This window comes from Aminipila luticellarii (assembly GCF_004103735.1).
In the GTDB taxonomy this organism is placed as follows: Bacteria; Bacillota; Clostridia; order Peptostreptococcales; family Anaerovoracaceae; genus Aminipila; species Aminipila luticellarii.
On sequence record NZ_CP035281.1, the window covers coordinates 2,636,274 to 2,654,371 of the forward strand.

Below are 18,098 nucleotides of genomic sequence, written 5' to 3' on the forward strand. Positions count from 1 at the left end.
ACTGCAAAATCTGAAGAATAATACAAAGAGCATATCGCAGATGCAATATGCTCTTTGTTAAAACCGGCAACGTCCTACTTTCCCAGGCAGCTGCCCGCCAAGTATCATCGGCGCTAAGGAGCTTAACTTCTGTGTTCGAGATGGGTACAGGTGGTTCCTCCTCGCTATTGTCACCGGATTTAGCTTGTTAATTTTTCATTAGCCTTCCTTCTTGCTCTCTCATGCGGTGCTCATGTACCTTTGTACATTCCGCTCCTCTTCCTTCGCACGCCTTGGCTATTAAAAAACTTCCTTCGCTATTCTGTTCGCTTCTAGCTTGTATTCCTACTCGCTATCTGCTTATTCACTTGTTTCCTCTTGAGAGCATACTCTCAAAACTGGATAACATACCTTCCTATCAGTCCTCTTCCCTTGAAACCTTCTCTTGGTCAAGCGCTCGACCTATTAGTATCGGTCAGCTCCATACATTACTGCACTTCCACCTCCGACCTATCTACGTGATCGTCTCTCACGGGTCTTACCATTTCTGGAGGAAATCTCTTCTTGTGGGGGGCTTCGCACTTAGATGCTTTCAGCGCTTATCCCTTCCATACGTGGCTACCCAGCTATGCCTTTGGCAAGACAACTGGTGCACCAGAGGTATGTCCATCCCGGTCCTCTCGTACTAAGGACAGCTCCACTCAAATTTCCAACGCCCACAGCGGATAGGGACCGAACTGTCTCACGACGTTCTGAACCCAGCTCGCGTACCTCTTTAATGGGCGAACAGCCCAACCCTTGGGACCTACTTCAGCCCCAGGATGAGACGAGCCGACATCGAGGTGCCAAACACCGCCGTCGATGTGGACTCTTGGGCGGTATCAGCCTGTTATCCCCAGGGTAGCTTTTATCCGTTGAGCGATGGCCCTTCCACTCGGTACCACCGGATCACTAAGCCCGACTTTCGTCCCTGCTCGACCTGTCTGTCTCGCAGTCAAGCTCCCTTCTGCCTTTACACTCTTCGCGCGATTTCCGACCGCGCTGAGGGAACCTTTGGGCGCCTCCGTTACTCTTTAGGAGGCGACCGCCCCAGTCAAACTGCCCGCCTGACACTGTCCTCATACCGGTTTACGGTACTAAGTTAGAACTTCAACGTTACAAGAGTGGTATCCCAACGGTGGCTCCGCTAATACTGGCGTACTAGCTTCTTTGCCTCCCACCTATCCTGTACATGCAACGCCGAAATCCAATATCAAGCTGCAGTAAAGCTCCATGGGGTCTTTCCGTCCTGCTGCGGGTAACCGGCATCTTTACCGGTACTACAATTTCACCGAGTCTATTGTTGAGACAGTGCCCAGATCGTTACGCCTTTCGTGCGGGTCGGAACTTACCCGACAAGGAATTTCGCTACCTTAGGACCGTTATAGTTACGGCCGCCGTTTACTGGGGCTTAAGTTCTGTGCTTCGGTTGCCCTTACACTTCCCCTTAACCTTCCAGCACCGGGCAGGCGTCAGCCCCTATACTTCAGCTTTCGCTTTCGCAGAGACCTGTGTTTTTGGTAAACAGTCGCCTGGGCCTTTTCACTGCGGCCTGCTTTCGCAGGCACCCCTTCTCCCGAAGTTACGGGGTTATTTTGCCGAGTTCCTTAACAATAGTTCTCTCGCTCACCTTAGGATTCTCTCCTCATCTACCTGTGTCGGTTTGCGGTACGGGCACCTACATTCTCACTAGCGGCTTTTCTTGACAGTGTGAAATCAGTTGCTTCGGTACTTTTATTTCCCTCCCCATCACATCTCAGAATTGATACAGCGGATTTGCCTACTCTATCTCCCTTAATGCTTAGACGCGCTCTACCAACGGCGCGCTCAACTTATCCTTCTGTGTCCCCACTTCGCTCAAACGAATTTCGGTGGTACTGGAATCTCAACCAGTTGTCCATCGCCTACAGCTCTCGCTCTCGGCTTAGGCCCCGACTAACCCTGAGTGGACGAACCTTCCTCAGGAAACCTTAGATTTTCGGTGGACAGGATTCTCACCTGCCTTACGCTACTCATGCCAACATTCTCTCTCGTATACAGTCCACATAGACTTCCATCTCTGCTTCTGCCCGTATACGATGCTCCTCTACCAACATCATTACTGATATTCCAAAGCTTCGGTAGTAAGTTTTAGCCCCGTTTATCTTCGGCGCAGAGCCACTCGACTAGTGAGCTATTACGCACTCTTTAAATGAGTGGCTGCTTCTAAGCCAACATCCTAGCTGTTTATGCAGCTCCACATCCTTTTCCACTTAACTTACATTTTGGGACCTTAGCTGTTGGTCTGGGCTGTTTCCCTTTCGACTATGAAACTTATCTCACATAGTCTGACTCCCAAGTTTAATACTTCGGCATTCGGAGTTTGATAGTTTTCGGTAACCGGTGAAGGCCCCTAGAACATTCAGTGCTCTACCTCCGAGTATCACATTCCTTGAGGCTAGCCCTAAAGCTATTTCGAGGAGAACCAGCTATATCCGGGTTCGATTGGAATTTCACCGCTATCCACACGTCATCCCAGCCTTTTTCAACAGACATGAGTTCGGTCCTCCACGAGATTTTACTCTCGCTTCAACCTGCACATGGATAGGTCACCCGGTTTCGGGTCTACAGCATATAACTAACTCGCCCTTTTAAGACTCGCTTTCGCTTCGGCTCCGGTGCTCCAGCACCTTAACCTCGCTACACACCATAACTCGTTGGCCCGTTCTACAAAAAGTACAAGGTCACTTGCGCTCCCTTTGCTTGTAAGCATAAGGTTTCAGGTTCTCTTTCACTCCCCTCCCGGGGTTCTTTTCACCTTTCCCTCACGGTACTATTCTCTATCGGTCACTAGGTAGTATTTAGGCTTGGGGGGTGGGCCCCCCGGCTTCCCACCGGGTTTCACGTGTCCGGTGGTACTCTGGATCCACTCTGCATCTTGTGCATTTCGTCTACGGGACTTTTACCCTCTTCGGTCTGCCTTTCCAAACAGCTTCGACTATACACGCCATACGTCATGAGTGTCCTCAACCCCATAGTAAACTATGGTTTGGCCTCTTTCCCTTTCGCTCGCCGCTACTTAGGAAATCGATGTTTCTTTCTCTTCCTCCGGGTACTTAGATGTTTCAGTTCCCCGGGTTACCTTCTCTATGACTATATATTCATCATAGGATACCTACGCATTACCATAGGTGGGTTCCCCCATTCGGACATCTGCGGGTTCACGGATGTTTGCTCCTCACCGCAGCTTTTCGCAGCTTGCCACGTCCTTCGTCGGCTCCTAGTGCCAAGGCATTCACCTTATGCTCTTTATTGCTTGACCAGCATTTTACCTGTTTAGCGTTAAACAGGATTTGTATTTGTTAAGAAACTTCGCTTTAGTAAAAAAGCTTGCATTTCTTCTGGTTTCTCGGTTTGAAGCCCTGCCTGTATCTTGATACAGCGCGCAGGCCTCATACGGAAATTCTCTGGCTTTAGCCAGTTTGAATTTTTCCGTTAAATCGTAGTCATATTTTACACCCGACATCATTCTTCCTTGCCTCTCGGCTCGAAAAGACTCTGTCTTGTTATATAACTGTTTGCTATCTATTCTCATAGATAACCTCGATTTCGTTGTCAATTTGTATGAAGATATTTTCATATCACATACTTTTGATTTCTGATATTTATTGCATATTATCCAGTTTTCAAAGTACATCCCTGAACTTCTTCCAAAGTTCTGGTGGCTTAAAAGAATCCTTTCCTTTTCAGGTTCTCATCCCTTTAGACCTTTTCACACATTAAAAAATGTGTTCTGGTGGGCTTGGGAGGACTCGAACCTCCGACCTCACGCTTATCAGGCGTGCGCTCTAACCACCTGAGCTACAAGCCCATGTATAAAACTCATAGTGCAAAAGACTTTAGTCTCCTTAGAAAGGAGGTGATCCAGCCGCACCTTCCGATACGGCTACCTTGTTACGACTTCACCCCAGTCATTGGTTTTGCCTTAGGCAGCCTATTTACTAGCCGACTTCGGGCACCCCCAACTTCCATGGTGTGACGGGCGGTGTGTACAAGACCCGGGAACGCATTCACCGCAGCATTCTGATCTGCGATTACTAGCAACTCCAACTTCATGCAGGCGAGTTGCAGCCTGCAATCCGAACTGGGACTGGTTTTCTAAGATTTGCTCCACTTCACAGTCTCGCTTCTCTCTGTTCCAGCCATTGTAGCACGTGTGTAGCCCAGAACATAAGGGGCATGATGATTTGACGTCATCCCCACCTTCCTCCGTGTTATCCACGGCAGTCTCAATAGAGTGCCCATCTTACTGCTGGCAACTATTGACAAGGGTTGCGCTCGTTGCGGGACTTAACCCAACATCTCACGACACGAGCTGACGACAACCATGCACCACCTGTCTCTACTGTCCGAAGAAGGACCCCGTTACGGGTCTGTCAGTAGGATGTCAAGTCCTGGTAAGGTTCTTCGCGTTGCTTCGAATTAAACCACATGCTCCGCTGCTTGTGCGGGTCCCCGTCAATTCCTTTGAGTTTCACACTTGCGTGCGTACTCCCCAGGCGGAGCACTTAATGCGTTAACTGCGGCACCGAAGCCTTGCGGCCCCGACACCTAGTGCTCATCGTTTACGGCGTGGACTACCAGGGTATCTAATCCTGTTTGCTCCCCACGCTTTCGTGCCTCAGTGTCAGTTACAGTCCAGAAAGCCGCCTTCGCCACTGGTGTTCCTCCTAATATCTACGCATTTCACCGCTACACTAGGAATTCCGCTTTCCTCTCCTGCACTCAAGCCAGACAGTTCGCAAGGCTTACAATAGTTAAGCTATTGCCTTTCACCCCACGCTTACCTGGCCACCTACGCACTCTTTACGCCCAATAATTCCGGATAACGCTCGCCCCCTACGTATTACCGCGGCTGCTGGCACGTAGTTAGCCGGGGCTTCCTCAGAAGGTACCGTCATTTCTTTCTTCCCTTCCAACAGAGCTTTACGACCCAAAGGCCTTCTTCGCTCACGCGGCGTTGCTGCATCAGGCTTTCGCCCATTGTGCAATATTCCCCACTGCTGCCTCCCGTAGGAGTTTGGACCGTGTCTCAGTTCCAATGTGGCCGATTACCCTCTCAGGTCGGCTACTGATCGTTGCCTTGGTAGGCCGTTACCCTACCAACTAGCTAATCAGACGCAGGCCCATCTCATGCCGATAAATCTTTGACCAGAAGAACATGTGTTCCTCCAGCGTCATGAGGTCTTAATCCCGGTTTCCCGAGGCTATCCCTCTGCATGAGGCAGGTTGCCTACGCGTTACTCACCCGTCCGCCGCTTTCCATCTACTCGCTCTTCCGAAGATTCGCTTGTAGATTTCTCGCTCGACTTGCATGTGTTAGGCACGCCGCCAGCGTTCATCCTGAGCCAGGATCAAACTCTTTATTAAATGGTATCTTACTCGTCTTTCCTCTGCATCTCACCTTTACAGATCGACTTAGAATTGAACGAGATAAAATCGAGTCTCTAACTCAAGCTAAACGCGTTTGCGTTTTGCTGATTCTTTAATTTATGCAAAGCATAAATCCTAGAATTATTGTTGTTTTTTAGAATTGTACGTTGACTCATTCAACTTTGAATTCGTCTTACCAATTAAAGCCTTAACCGAATTTACATTCAAATTATAGCTTTAAGTGTGTTGTACTTAGTTTTGAGAACAAGTTAATGTTCTCTTGACTAATTCTTTTACACTATGAAGTTTTCAAGGTTCATGCGCTTCTGCGGTTTACACCGTCAGCGCCGTTCCGTAAGGAACTTTTATATCATAATACTATTCCGCAACTTTGTCAACATCTTTTTTCGTCTTTTTTCAACTTAATTCATAAATTTGAATTTTGTAGTAAAAGCAAAATATAGTCTGCTTTTATGCCTTATCTGGCTTAAACTACAAGATGTAGAGACATTCTCCTTTTAGTAAGGATACGCCCTGTCTCACGGGACAGCTTTATTAGGATACCAAACTATGCTCTCTCTGTCAACACTTTTTTCAAGTTTTTTGATTTTTTGTTGTAATTTAAATATTTTATTCTATAGGCTCAATTTCCCGGGCTAGTTCCGTTGATTTTTTAGCCTGTTTTATTTATTTTCAATTTTATTGAGCGGCCGCTGTCTTTTTCTGAACTCTCAAGTTCGATATAGCCTGAGTTGGACATTCCTTTTCACAAAGTCCGCAGTTTCTGCATTTATCAAAATCAATTCTTGCCAGATTATCTGTTACGGCTATGGCGTCAAACTTGCAGGCCTTTTCGCACTTTTTACAAGCGATGCAGGCAACCTGACAGATTTTTCTTGCTTTCGCACCAGGCTCGGTTGACTTACAAGCTACATATACAAGCTTATTTTTCCCTGCGATGGTAATCACATGGTTAGGACACGCCTTTTCGCACATACCGCATCCTATGCAGGCTTCTCTATCTACCACTGCTACTCCGTCGCAGACTTTTATGGCGTTATACTGACAGACTGAAACGCAGTCGCCAAGCCCCAAACAGCCCTGTGCGCAAGCCCAATTCCCCCCGTAGAAATTCTTAGCGGCAGCGCAGGTCTGCAACCCCTTATACTCCATAATTTGTTTCGTATTTTCATTATTTCCTTTACATTTAACGAAAGCAACCTGCGGCTCCACTGCCGCAGCTTCTACCCCAAGGATTGACGCAACCGCCGATGCGGTTTCTGCTCCTCCTACCGGACATAGGCTCGGACTTAATGAATGATCCGCACCAATAGCCGCCGCATAGTCATCACAGCCTGCAAACCCACAAGCACCACAATTGGCACCCGGAAGCACTTCACGAACCTGAGATACGGTTTCATCAACGGGAACAAAAAATACTTTTGACGCAATCGTTAGAACAATGCCTGCGACCAGACCCATCACTACTAATAATATTACCGGTGTCATCATATTGTTTTCCTCCCTTTTAACCGAATATGCCCTGAACTACTCCGCTGAATCCCATGAATGAAAGGGACAGGATAGAAGCTCCGATAAGTACCATAGGAATTCCCTGGAACGCTTTTGGCGTGTCAGCAACTTCCATCTTCTGCCGCATGCCGGAGAACAGCACCATCGCCAGCAGGAATCCGACACCGGCTGCAAAGGAGTTGGCAATAGATTCCACAAAATTAAATTCACTTTTAATATTCATGATCGTCACGCCCAGTACCGCACAATTTGTTGTAATAAGAGGAAGATATACACCCAACGCTTTATGAAGAGAAGGGATGAACTTCTTCAGGAACATTTCCAAGAACTGTACCAAAGCTGCAATAATCAGAATGAACGTTACTGTCTGTAAATATCCAATGTTGTATTTATCTAGTAAAAAAACTTGAATCGGCCACGTGCACGCTGTTGCAAGAACCATGACAAATGTTACCGCGATTCCCATCCCTACAGCAGAATCTAATTTTTTAGATACACCGAGGAAGGGACAAATGCCCAGGAATTGAGCCAGCACAAAGTTATTGACCAGCGCAACGGACATCATAATCATAAGAATTTCTTTCATGATTTGCATCCTCCTTTATCGGCAGAGTTGCAGGTACTGCACATAGCACAGCCTTCACAGCCAAACTCTTTCTTTTTTATGGCTTTACCTTTGGATATATAGTTGATCCCGGCAACTAAAATGCTGTAAACGAAAAATCCGCCGGGAGCCAGCATAAAAATGGACATTGGAGTAAATCCGCTGCCAAAAACAGGTATATTAAACAAAGTTCCGGCTCCCAACAGCTCTCTGATGAATCCCATACATCCCAGTGCCAGTGTGAACCCAAGCCCCATGCCAAGTCCGTCCAAAGCGGAATCGATCACAGAGTTCTTATTGGCGAACATCTCTGCTCTTCCCAAAATAATGCAGTTTACTACGATCAGCGGAATAAAGAGACCCAACGCTTTATCTAACGCCGGAGCATATGCTTTTATCAAAAATTGTACACATGTAACGAATCCGGCGATTACTACAATATAACAGGGGATTCTAACTTTATCCTGAATCACATTTTTCAGCATCGAAATAACAATATTGGAGCAAATCAATACTGCGGTTGCGGAGATGCCCATTCCCAGCCCGTTAATAAGACTGGACGTGGTGGCCAGAGTCGGGCAGGTACCCAAAAGTAATACTAATGTAGGATTTTCTTTTATAATGCCTTTTGTAACAATACCAAGTTTACTCATTCTTTACACCTCCTGCAGCTTCAAACTGTGCTAAAGCTCTCTGAACTGCGTGATAAACGCCGTTGGAAGAAATGGTGGCGCCGGTGACCGCATCCAGATTAGTATTATCCTTAATGGTGTCCTGCCCGACCGTTTCCAGATCAGCAATGAGATCTGCTGCTGTTTTTCCTTCATATTGGCTTAAATATTCCGGTGTCTGCGCTTTTGTCCCAAGACCCGGCGTATCCGAATGGGACATGACCTTGACCCCCGTGACAGCACCCTTTGCGTCTACACCGATCATTACCGTGATCGGACCGCCGTAGCTGTTTGCTTCTGCGGTGATGGCTGCCCCGGCACCATTGTCTGCCCAATAAAAGTCGATGATTCCCTCCTGCAGTGTTCCTTCATACGAAGTAAAGGTCGTTGCGTTTGGAAGGACTAAGGTTCTGGTCTGATCCGCCGTCTTTGCTGCCATCGCATTGATGAGAGGCAGCGTAATGGAATGTACCTGCGATAGAGCGACGGATACAACAAGACAAATCAGAACTAATACCAAGGACGGTTTTATGTGTTCTTTAAACGTAGAATTTCCCATTAGCTCTTAACACCTCCAAATATTCTTCTCTCACAGAAATTATCAATGTGCGGCGTTATAATATTCATCAGTAAAATAGCAAAGGACACGCCTTCCGGATAAGATCCGAACAGCCGGATGATCATAGTGAAACAACCACAGCCGATGCCAAAGATCAATTTCCCCAGCGGCAGGATTGGAGATGTGGCGTAATCCGTGGCCATAAAGAAGGCACCAATCATAACACCCCCTGCCATCACATGAAAAACAGGGTCTTGTCCCGCAGCCAGCGCTATGACCGCAACGGTAGCAATAAAGGATACCGGAATGATTGGTGAGATGATTCCCCTCCAAATCAAGAAGATTCCTCCGATCAACAGAGCAATGGCACTGATTTCACCCATGGAGCCGCCGATAAACCCAAAGAACATGTCTGTATTGGAAGGCAGAACTCCATTTGCCCCTTTGAGAATGCCAAGAGGCGTAGGTCCGGTCACCACATCAGCGGTCTGCTGACCTCTGGGCAGCGGCCAAGTCGTCATCTGTGTTGTAAATGAAAGGAAGAGAACAATTCTGGCTGTAATAGCCGGATTAGCCACATTTTGTCCTAGTCCTCCAAACAGGCCTTTCACAATGACAATCGCAACGAAGCATCCAATGATAGCTATTATGTAAGACAGATTGGAGGGCACATTAAAGGCTAGAAGCATACCGGTTACCACCGCGCTCAAGTCTCCAATCGTCTGCTTTTTCTTTGTTATTTTGTTAAAAAGATACTCCAACGTCACGCAGGCCGCTATACAGACCAGTGTGAGCGTAATTACTCTGAATCCAAACACGTATGTGCTGACAAAAAATGAAGGTACTAATGCTAAAATCACCGTCCCCATGATTCTGGAAGTGTCTACCTCACTGACCAAGTGAGGTGCCGATGATACGATTAAGGTGTCATTTGCTTTATTTTCCATTTATTTACTCTGTGCCTCCTTTACTATTGCTTTACCCAGTTTGTTGTTAAAACTCAGAGGTCTTCTGGCAGGACAAATATAGGAACAGCTTCCGCATTCCATACACTGCATGACCTTAAGACGCTCCAATGCTCCGGCATCCCTTCTTTTCACAGCGGAAGAAAGAAGTGTCGGCATTAGTTTGAAGGGACAGGCTCTATAGCATCTGCCGCAGTTAATGCAGGCAGTCTCCTCCTTGACCCAAGCCTGCTCTCCTGCAAAAATGAGGATCGCATTATTATTTTTAATAACGGGCAGCTGGTCTGAAAAAATAGCTCTTCCCATCATAGGTCCGCCCATCAGAATTTTTTTCGGCGGTTCTTTATATCCCCCACAAAACTCTACGACATCTGCAATCTTCGTTCCAATGGGACATAGAACGTTGGCCGGTCTTGATATAGCATCCCCGTCAACTGTTATTCTTTTCGCTATAAGGGGAATTCCATTTTTAAAATACTGTCCAATAAACGCAATGGAAGTCACATTTGATAAAATCACCCCAAGGTCAGCAGGAAGTACACCGGCATCCATAGTCTTTCCGGTTACTTCATATACCATAACCCGTTCTGCTCCCTGCGGGTACCGGGATCTTAGCGGTATGACCTCAATGTTCGGATTTCCCTTTTGTTCAATCATACTCCTTAAAGCAGCGATAGCATCCGGTTTATTATCTTCCACACCGATAAATCCCTCTTGCATGCCAAGCTGCTTCATGACAAGCAGTGCTCCATCAATAATATTTTCTGTTTCCTCAACCATGATTCGGTGATCCGAAGTAATAAATGGTTCGCATTCCGCACCATTTATAATCAAAGTGGTTACATCCTGAATATTTTTAGGGTTGTATTTAATGTGAGTCGGAAATGCTGCTCCGCCTAGACCCACCAGACCACTAGCTCTTACAGCCTGAATGAATTCCTCCCTGCTGCCTGCTTTTGGAGCCTGTATTCCTTCCCATAATTCTTGTTTTTTATCCGCTTCAATAACAACCAGCGTATTCTTTCCGCCATTGTCCGATCGGGACTCCTCAATCCCGGAGACAATTCCAGAAACGCTGGAATGAATGGGCACACTCATCGGTACATCTGAATCGCCTATGGGCTGCCCCACTTTGACAGAATCCCCTTTTTTCACAAGAGGCCTGCACGGAGCTCCTATATGCTGAGACATAGAGATATAAACGAAATCAGGAATGGGCATTCTCTCTGTTTCGCATTCAACCGTGTTCTTGTTATGCGGTACATGTATGCTTTGTAAATGTTTTTTCTTCTCGGCCATGTTACGCTTCCTTCCTATACAACTTTTTTAATATTATTTTATTCTATCACCTTTATACATTATATTTCAACGTTTTTGTCCATAGGAAACAACTATTGCTATATAATTTTTATAAATAGATGTGCTTAAAGTTATTGAATTTACAGAAAACTTGTGTTAGAGTAGATAAAGTTACATTATAATATATATGGAGAATTTCATGAATATAAACCATCTAAGATACTTCCAAGAAGTATGTAAATATAATAATATTACGAAAGCATCAGAAGCGGTGCACGTTTCACAGCCATCCATTACGGCTGCCATAAAGGAACTGGAAAACGAGTTGGGGTATCAGCTCTTTAACCGGGTAAATAACCGGATCTCTTTAACAGATGACGGTGCTTCTTTTCTTTTAAAAGCAAAAAATTTCATCAATGCCTACGATAACTTTCATAAGGAGGCACTGGATATCGGCGACAAGACCCATGTGGTCCTAAAGGTGGGTATTCCTCCGGTGCTGGGAACTTTTATGTTTAAAAAACTTGTTCCGGCTTTTGAACAGCAATATCCCAATACGCGGCTGCAAATGTTTGAAATCGGTACAATATCCGGCTTAAAACGTTTAAACGAAGGCAGATTGGACTTTCTTCTCGGTGCGATGGACGATACCGTTTATCCTCAGTGTGATTCTAAATTAATATTCCGAACAAAATTCGGACTTGCCGTAGGCCCGGACAGCCCGCTGGCAAAGGAACCTTTTGCCAGCAAGGAAATGATCTGCCAACAGCCTTTCATTATTTTCCCGAATGGGTCTTATCACTATACCGCCATAACGGAGCACTTCAAAGATCATCCTTTGAACATTATTATGGAGGCAAGCCAGATTTCTACGATTCGCTATATCGTAGAAAACAATTTTGCAGTGACGATCACTTACCAGGAGAGCTTTGACGCTTCCGCAAAAATCGTACACATTCCTTTGGAAGAACCGATCAACGCCAACGTAAGCGTTCTTTGGAGAAAAAATTCCTATATTTCCAACGCCATGAAGGCCTTTATAGCCTTCACCTCAACCATCGAAAATCACAGTCAGCCTAAAGTGGAATCCTTCTGGGATTAGATGATAATAATAAGGTCTCCACGGCTGTTGTTTTAAAATAAAATAGGTTTTAATGTTCATGGATGCTCAGCTTACTTATGCCGCTATTTTTTAAATATTTTAAAACCCCTACAGAAACCGAATCCATATTTTCCATTTCTGTAATAAAAATTTCCAACTTATGTTCTTCGCAAATATTTAATATGAGGTGGATAAATGCATTAACGATCTGCACATCTGGTATTTCCATATTTTTTTCAGTTTGTACGTCATTAAAGACAGCCGGCTGTATATATCCAAGAGCATTAATCATATTTTCATTTAACACTTTTTCGCACATTACCCGTTTTTGTCCAACAAGCTTTCCTACTACGTCAGCCATCCAAAAATACTGAATATCCTTGATACAAATAGTCTGTATTTGTATCACCTTAGGTTCTTGAGGCTGACACTCAGATCCTTGACTTTGTTTAAGCTCGGCGAATTTGTTACGCAATTTCTCGGATGGTTGAATCCCAAGTCTGCTGGCAAGCCTATCCCTGAATGAATTATAAAAAAGTACTCCTGCCCCGCGTTTCCCGATTTTCATATAGAGAATAATTATTTTTAAAGCCACCTCTTCATCATATGGATCGATATCCAGAATTTCCTCCAAGACATTCAAGCATTCTTCCATCTTGCTTTCTTTTTCATACAGTTCCGTTAATCTCTTTAAAATCTGTACTTTGAAATTTTCCAAACGTGTTCTTTGAAAAATAATAACTTCGTTAAAGTCCTCACAATTATTATAATAACAGCCCTCTAAGAATTCTCCCTCAAACATATTTTTCAGCTTTAATAGCCTTTCAATAGAATCAGACTGCTGGGGCTTAAAATTCATAATATCAAGGATATCACACTGAAAATCATACTCGGCGTTCACACCGCAGAGCTCCTTATCAATAAACAGAAACTCTTCATTGCTCTCGCTTTTTCCAATGTTTTTCTTAATTAACCATAGATTATACCGCAGATTATTTTTGGCAGCTTCTTCCGAGCTGTCCGGCCAAAGATAACCTAAAATTCTTTCTCTGCTTAAGTACTTGTCCTGATTGATGATAAGCAGACATATCAAAGCAATGGTCTTATTCCGAAAATTTTCAACCACGCTTTTACCATTATATTCTATTCTTGCTCTTCCCAAAAAATATAGATTCAGCATAATCGTAACTTCCATTCATTATCTAGCCTAAAGTATTGTAAAGAATATCTCCAGACTTAATCGTAACTATTACTTTAACCTGATCCAATAGGTCATGAGGTACCGAAAGGATATCTTGATCAAGTACAACAATATCTGCAATTTTTCCCACTTCAAGCGTTCCCTTCTCCTTTTCCGCAAAGATAGCATAAGCCGATTTACAGGTATACATTTCCAGGGCTTCGTACACGCTGATTTGATGCTGTTTAACGGGATGATTCACCGCTGCGGAAACACCAATCATAGGATTGTACTCCGTTACATCGCTGTCGGAGCCTCCGGTAAGACATACACCCTGATCAATGATTTCTCTGAACATGTTCGTTTTAATATAATGATCTCCCAGACGTTTTCTATACATTTTATCCGGTCCGCCCCAATACGTTTCATACGTCGGGTTCATGGAAAAAATGATTCCCATTTCTTTCGCCTGATGTATATGCTCCGCATTTGCAAGCTCCACATGCTCCAATCTATGCCTCAATCCCGTTATACCTGTTTGATACAATGCCGCCTCATGAGCCTTCAAAGCAGCACCAATAGCTCTGTCTCCAATCGTATACAGGGATAACTGTAGATGATTCTTATAACATTCCAGTACAAATTCATTTAATTCACTTTGAGTATAACGCAAACCTCCCATTGTTCCCGGCCGATCTGCATATTCAAAAGATAAGGCTGCCGTCCTTGCCCCCATGGTTCCGTCCACATAAAAGCTTCCGCCAATGCGCTTTAAATGCATGCGCTTTATCTTTTCTACATCCAAGGACTGATAAAAAAGCTCCATGTCCACAGGAAACTCACTCCCGTATTCATAAATGAAGTCCGCATCTCTGTCGCTGTACATGTATCCGCCTTCCATGGCGTTTACCGTAGTAATGCCTGTTTTCAGAAGCCCCGGAACAATGTCTGAAACAGCCTCTTTTCTAACTTTATCTGTTATACCATCCAATATGTTCGTTCGCAGAACGGCATTTGCCTTTCCTCTGAACACACCTGTCGCAACACTCTGACTATCCTTTTCTATTCCCTGCATATTAAACGGAACCTTATAGTATAAAAGTCCGTATGTGTTCAGCATACTGACCTGATAATCCAAGCAGTTAATCCAGACCGCAACATCATTGCAATATCGATCCAGTTCCAAACGATCAGGAAATTTCTTTTCTCTGAGCTGTTCCACTTGAAGGCGCATACCAATTATGTTTTTCCCCGGATTTTCAAGGACTGATTTTTGAATCAGCATTCCGATTTCTTCAAAGCTATGAACCCCTCTTAAATCGATTCGCTTTGCATTTAAAGCGGTCTGTACAACATGGAAATGACTGTCAATAAATCCTGGCAAAACAGTATTGCCTCCTGCATCAATGATAACTGTGTTTTCAGCAACCAAATCACCATATGCTGTGCTCTGTCCCAAGGCAAGAATGGTTCCGTTGTGAACGGCAATCCAATCTGCTTTGTTACCATTATTCATTGTTAAACATTTTGCATTTTTTACAATTATATCTGCATGCATCTTTTGCTCCTCCAGCCATTTCCTATAAGCTTTTATGTTCGATTGGTTTTAAAATACCCTTTTCCCTGCAATATAAGTTTGTTTCACCTTAATATCCTTTATCTCCATTTCATCCACTTCGAATGGATTGCGGTCTAAAACTACCAAATCAGCAAACTTGCCCACTTCCAGAGTTCCTAAGTAGTCCTGCTGGCCGGTGGCATAATGAACATTCTTCGTAAACAGCTCAATCGCCTCATAAACGGAAAGCTTTTCCTCAGGCCTGTACCCTCCTGCCGGTTTTCCGTCTTTATCACAACGCGCCACAGCAGAAAATATTCCGGCGATAGGATCATACGTCTCAACCGGACAGTCAGACCCTCCGGTCTGTATCATCCCGGCATCTTTTAACGTCTTCCATGCATATGAGCCTTTTGCCCGCTGGCTTCCAATACGCTCTTCAATCCAATGTGCATCCGTGCCAAGGAATACTGGTTGTATATCCAGTATCAGCGGAAGTTTTTTCATCCGTTGAAGAAGTGCATCGTTTATTATCTGCACGTGAATGATTCGGAATGGCAGGCGTTTCTTTTGTTCCTCTTCCGTCATGCCATTTGCCTTCGTTATGCGTAAGGCTTCTTCTATAGCAGTAAGCGTCATATCAAGGGCGCGGTCTCCGATTGCATGGATAGCAGGTTGCAGACCGTACTCATAAGCTTTGAGGACCTTATCGTTCAATTCTTCCTGCTCACAAACAACAAACCCTCTATTATCGGGATCATCACTGTAAGGCTCCTGTAATGCTGCTGATCGGGATCCAAGAGATCCATCTGAAAATATTTTATGTCCGCCATATTGAACCAGTCTGAATGGGTCTGCCTTCTGCTCTGCGGTCAACCCCTCTGGCGTGAACAATTCATCCAGATATACAGTCACTCGTACAGGAAGCTCCTTTTCTTTATCAAGCCTGCGATATGTATCAATGTCTTCATTATAGCGCCAAATTTTTGCAGCGTATGTATGAATTGTAGTCACTCCCTTAGAAGACATATCTTTCAGTACCTGCAAAAAAATTCTTTTCTTTTCCGCTTCATCTGTCAGCGGATCCGGAATGATTTCATCAAAGACCTTCGTGCTCTGTTCCCTCAAAATTCCATTTGGCATTCCGTCTTCATCAAATTCTACGATTCCTCCCGGTCCTCCATCGTACCCAATCCCTACTCCAGCTAATTCAAGAGCTTTGGTATTCGCCACGATCGCATGCAGACAGCACCTTCTGATCACAATCGGGTGCACGGTACTGATCTTATCCAAATCCTTTCGGGTAGGAAAACGGTTTTCTTTAAATTTAGTCTGATCAAAATTTGAACCTTTAATCCAGCTTCCTTCCGGGGTTTTTTTCACTTTTTCTTTCATTAACGCAATCATTTCATCTATGCTTTTAGCCTGTTCCAGATTGACTGTGGTCTGATTCTGGCAGTAAGCGTACATATGCATATGGGAATCAGCCATACCCGGTACTACTGCACGATTTTCCAAATCGACAATACTCGTACTGCTAAAGCTGTCTGCTTCCTGATTGCTTCCGGCAAAAACAATCTTTCCGTCTTTTATGCCTAAGGCTTCAACCGTTTTACCCTCTTCTTCCATTGTATATATCTTTCCATTCTTAAGCAATACATCTAACTTCATTATTTTTTCCTCCTTTAATTTTCTGTTCCTGATCTAACTGCTGTTTCTGCTGTTTTATCTGCCTCTGCCCCATCTGGCAAAGAATCTTCCTTCCATACAAATATGCCTGTTATAGCATAAAATGCCGCTATTATTGGAACAGTCCAGCATAAGACTGTATAAGGTGCATATTCAAGAGGGCTGACACCGAGTACACCCGAAAAGTATACGGCACCAAGGGACCATGGCAGCAGTGGATCCAGGCAAATTCCAGAGTGCTCCAAAGTTCTTGAAGCAACCGTTCTTTTAATTCCTAATTTATCATAACCCGCAATAAACATTCTGCCCGGAATCAAAATTCCAACATAAGGGCTTGCGGTTGCCATAACGGTTGCCATTCCTGCCAGCATATGTGTTAAAATCAAATTTCGAGCATTGCTTGTAACCGATTTGGCACTGAACAACAGGGTGTTAAGTACTCCTGTCTTTTCCAAAATTCCTCCGTAAGACAAGCCCAAATACCCAATGGATACCGTCCACATCATGGATTGCAGTCCGCCTCTGTTCAAAAGCTTATCTATATTTGCGTTTCCGGTATCTATCACATATCCATAATTCATGTAGCTCATCATGTCGGTCAAATGATATCCCTGAAATACAATAGCAATCCCCATCCCCACCAGTGCGCTGATAACAATCGTTGCTAGGGCATTAAACTTTCTTAAGGCCAGCACAATAACCAAAATCATAGGTATTAAACTGATAATAGCGAAAATAGGTGTCACATTAAAATGTGCGCTCAGCCCGGAGAGTAAAGCATCTACTTCATGACTGTCTATCTGTCCTTTTGAATGCTTCATCCCAAGAAAAATTGCTGCTGCTAAAGCCAGTATATAACCTGGTATGGTTGCTGTGGCTACACTTTTAATATGTGCAAAAACATTGACCTCGCAGGTTGCAGAAGATAAATTTACTGTGTCAGAAATTGGAGATAATTTATCACCAAAAATTGCTCCGGAAATAATTGCGCCCGCAGTCATCGCCGGATCAATTCCAAGTCCGCTTCCAATTCCCATAAGTGCCACCCCAAAGGTTGCGGCTGTGCCCCAGGAAGTTCCTGTCGCCAGACAGGATAAAGAACAGACCAGGGTAGTCGTCAATAAAAATACGGATGGCGAGATTATCTGTATGCCATAGTAAATCAAGGACGGAATGGTTCCCGCTGCAATCCATGCCGGAATCATAACGCCGATAAACATCAAAATCATCATCGATATTGTTGCTATTTTTGTTCCATGAATAATTCCTTCCTCAATAAGTGCCATAGGTGTTTTGTTAAAAATTGTAAGCAGTACTACCGCAAAAGCCGCAGAGAAAATCAGCGTCATATGCACATCAGGCGCCCCCGTTGTAACAAGCTGTACAGCAAAACTTCCAAACAAAAACAATACAATTATCAACGATATTGCCAGAGATGGTTTTTTAAAATTTTGATCCATTTTTACTTCCTCCTTCAAAAAAATGATATTATTTTTCTTCATTATACT

General features: G+C 44.3%; 12 protein-coding genes, 1 tRNA gene and 3 rRNA genes. 1 reads left to right on the forward strand and 15 read right to left on the reverse strand.

Features of this window, described 5'->3' with window-relative positions; all coding sequences use genetic code 11:
• Nucleotides 1-61 precede the first annotated feature (61 nt).
• From rrf to rsxC, 11 genes are all read right to left on the reverse strand, one after another.
• Nucleotides 62-178: ribosomal RNA gene (rrf, locus tag EQM06_RS12280) — 5S ribosomal RNA — on the reverse strand.
• 246 nt (nucleotides 179-424) lie between these two features.
• Nucleotides 425-3,319: ribosomal RNA gene (locus tag EQM06_RS12285) — 23S ribosomal RNA — on the reverse strand.
• A gap of 6 nt (nucleotides 3,320-3,325) precedes the next feature.
• Nucleotides 3,326-3,526 (reverse strand): hypothetical protein, encoded by a 201-nt coding sequence (locus EQM06_RS12290; protein ID WP_128745028.1) that lies wholly within the window; start codon nucleotides 3,524-3,526, stop codon nucleotides 3,326-3,328.
• Between the two features lie 265 nt (nucleotides 3,527-3,791).
• Nucleotides 3,792-3,868 (reverse strand) — tRNA-Ile (locus tag EQM06_RS12295).
• A gap of 41 nt (nucleotides 3,869-3,909) precedes the next feature.
• Nucleotides 3,910-5,427 (reverse strand): 16S ribosomal RNA (locus tag EQM06_RS12300).
• The 16S, 23S and 5S rRNA genes sit together here with 1 tRNA gene alongside, the layout of an rRNA operon.
• A gap of 702 nt (nucleotides 5,428-6,129) precedes the next feature.
• A complete protein-coding gene (locus EQM06_RS12305) occupies nucleotides 6,130-6,942 on the reverse strand; it encodes an RnfABCDGE type electron transport complex subunit B (protein ID WP_128746647.1) in 813 nt (270 codons plus the stop codon).
• Between the two features lie 16 nt (nucleotides 6,943-6,958).
• Nucleotides 6,959-7,549 (reverse strand): electron transport complex subunit RsxA, encoded by a 591-nt coding sequence (rsxA, locus tag EQM06_RS12310; RefSeq protein WP_230974976.1) that lies wholly within the window; start codon nucleotides 7,547-7,549, stop codon nucleotides 6,959-6,961.
• The gene (gene rsxE / locus EQM06_RS12315) at nucleotides 7,546-8,220 is read right to left on the reverse strand and encodes an electron transport complex subunit RsxE (protein ID WP_128746649.1); all 675 of its coding nucleotides are present in this window, start codon (nucleotides 8,218-8,220) and stop codon (nucleotides 7,546-7,548) included. The genes rsxA and rsxE overlap by 4 nt, the downstream gene beginning before the upstream one ends.
• Nucleotides 8,213-8,797, reverse strand: coding sequence for an FMN-binding protein (locus EQM06_RS12320; protein ID WP_128746650.1), 585 nt, complete (start codon nucleotides 8,795-8,797; stop codon nucleotides 8,213-8,215). The genes rsxE and EQM06_RS12320 overlap by 8 nt, the downstream gene beginning before the upstream one ends.
• Entirely contained in the window at nucleotides 8,797-9,744 is a 948-nt protein-coding gene (locus EQM06_RS12325; protein WP_128746651.1) for an RnfABCDGE type electron transport complex subunit D, read from the reverse strand. Before EQM06_RS12325 ends, EQM06_RS12320 begins: the two co-directional genes overlap by 1 nt.
• On the reverse strand, nucleotides 9,745-11,061 hold the full coding sequence (rsxC, locus tag EQM06_RS12330) for an electron transport complex subunit RsxC (protein WP_128746652.1): 1,317 nt from the start codon (nucleotides 11,059-11,061) through the stop codon (nucleotides 9,745-9,747).
• A 199-nt stretch (nucleotides 11,062-11,260) separates the two neighbouring features.
• Here rsxC and EQM06_RS12335 point away from each other — a divergent pair, with 199 nt between their 5' ends.
• Nucleotides 11,261-12,163, forward strand: a complete 903-nt coding sequence (locus tag EQM06_RS12335) for a LysR family transcriptional regulator (RefSeq protein WP_164914457.1) — start codon at nucleotides 11,261-11,263, stop codon at nucleotides 12,161-12,163.
• Between the two features lie 49 nt (nucleotides 12,164-12,212).
• Here the strand turns inward: EQM06_RS12335 and EQM06_RS12340 are convergent, their stop codons facing one another.
• The 4 genes from EQM06_RS12340 to nhaC are packed head-to-tail and all read right to left on the reverse strand — an operon-like array spanning nucleotide 12,213 to nucleotide 18,050.
• Nucleotides 12,213-13,343, reverse strand: coding sequence for an AfsR/SARP family transcriptional regulator (locus tag EQM06_RS12340; protein ID WP_205666559.1), 1,131 nt, complete (start codon nucleotides 13,341-13,343; stop codon nucleotides 12,213-12,215).
• Nucleotides 13,344-13,365: 22 nt separating this feature from the next.
• Nucleotides 13,366-14,901 carry an amidohydrolase gene (locus EQM06_RS12345; protein WP_128746655.1) on the reverse strand — a complete coding sequence of 512 codons (1,536 nt, stop codon included), beginning with the start codon at nucleotides 14,899-14,901 and terminating at the stop codon, nucleotides 13,366-13,368.
• A gap of 48 nt (nucleotides 14,902-14,949) precedes the next feature.
• On the reverse strand, nucleotides 14,950-16,572 hold the full coding sequence (locus tag EQM06_RS12350) for an amidohydrolase (RefSeq protein ID WP_128746656.1): 1,623 nt from the start codon (nucleotides 16,570-16,572) through the stop codon (nucleotides 14,950-14,952).
• 14 nt (nucleotides 16,573-16,586) lie between these two features.
• A complete protein-coding gene (gene nhaC / locus EQM06_RS12355) occupies nucleotides 16,587-18,050 on the reverse strand; it encodes a Na+/H+ antiporter NhaC (protein ID WP_164914458.1) in 1,464 nt (487 codons plus the stop codon).
• Nucleotides 18,051-18,098: the final 48 nt, after the last annotated feature.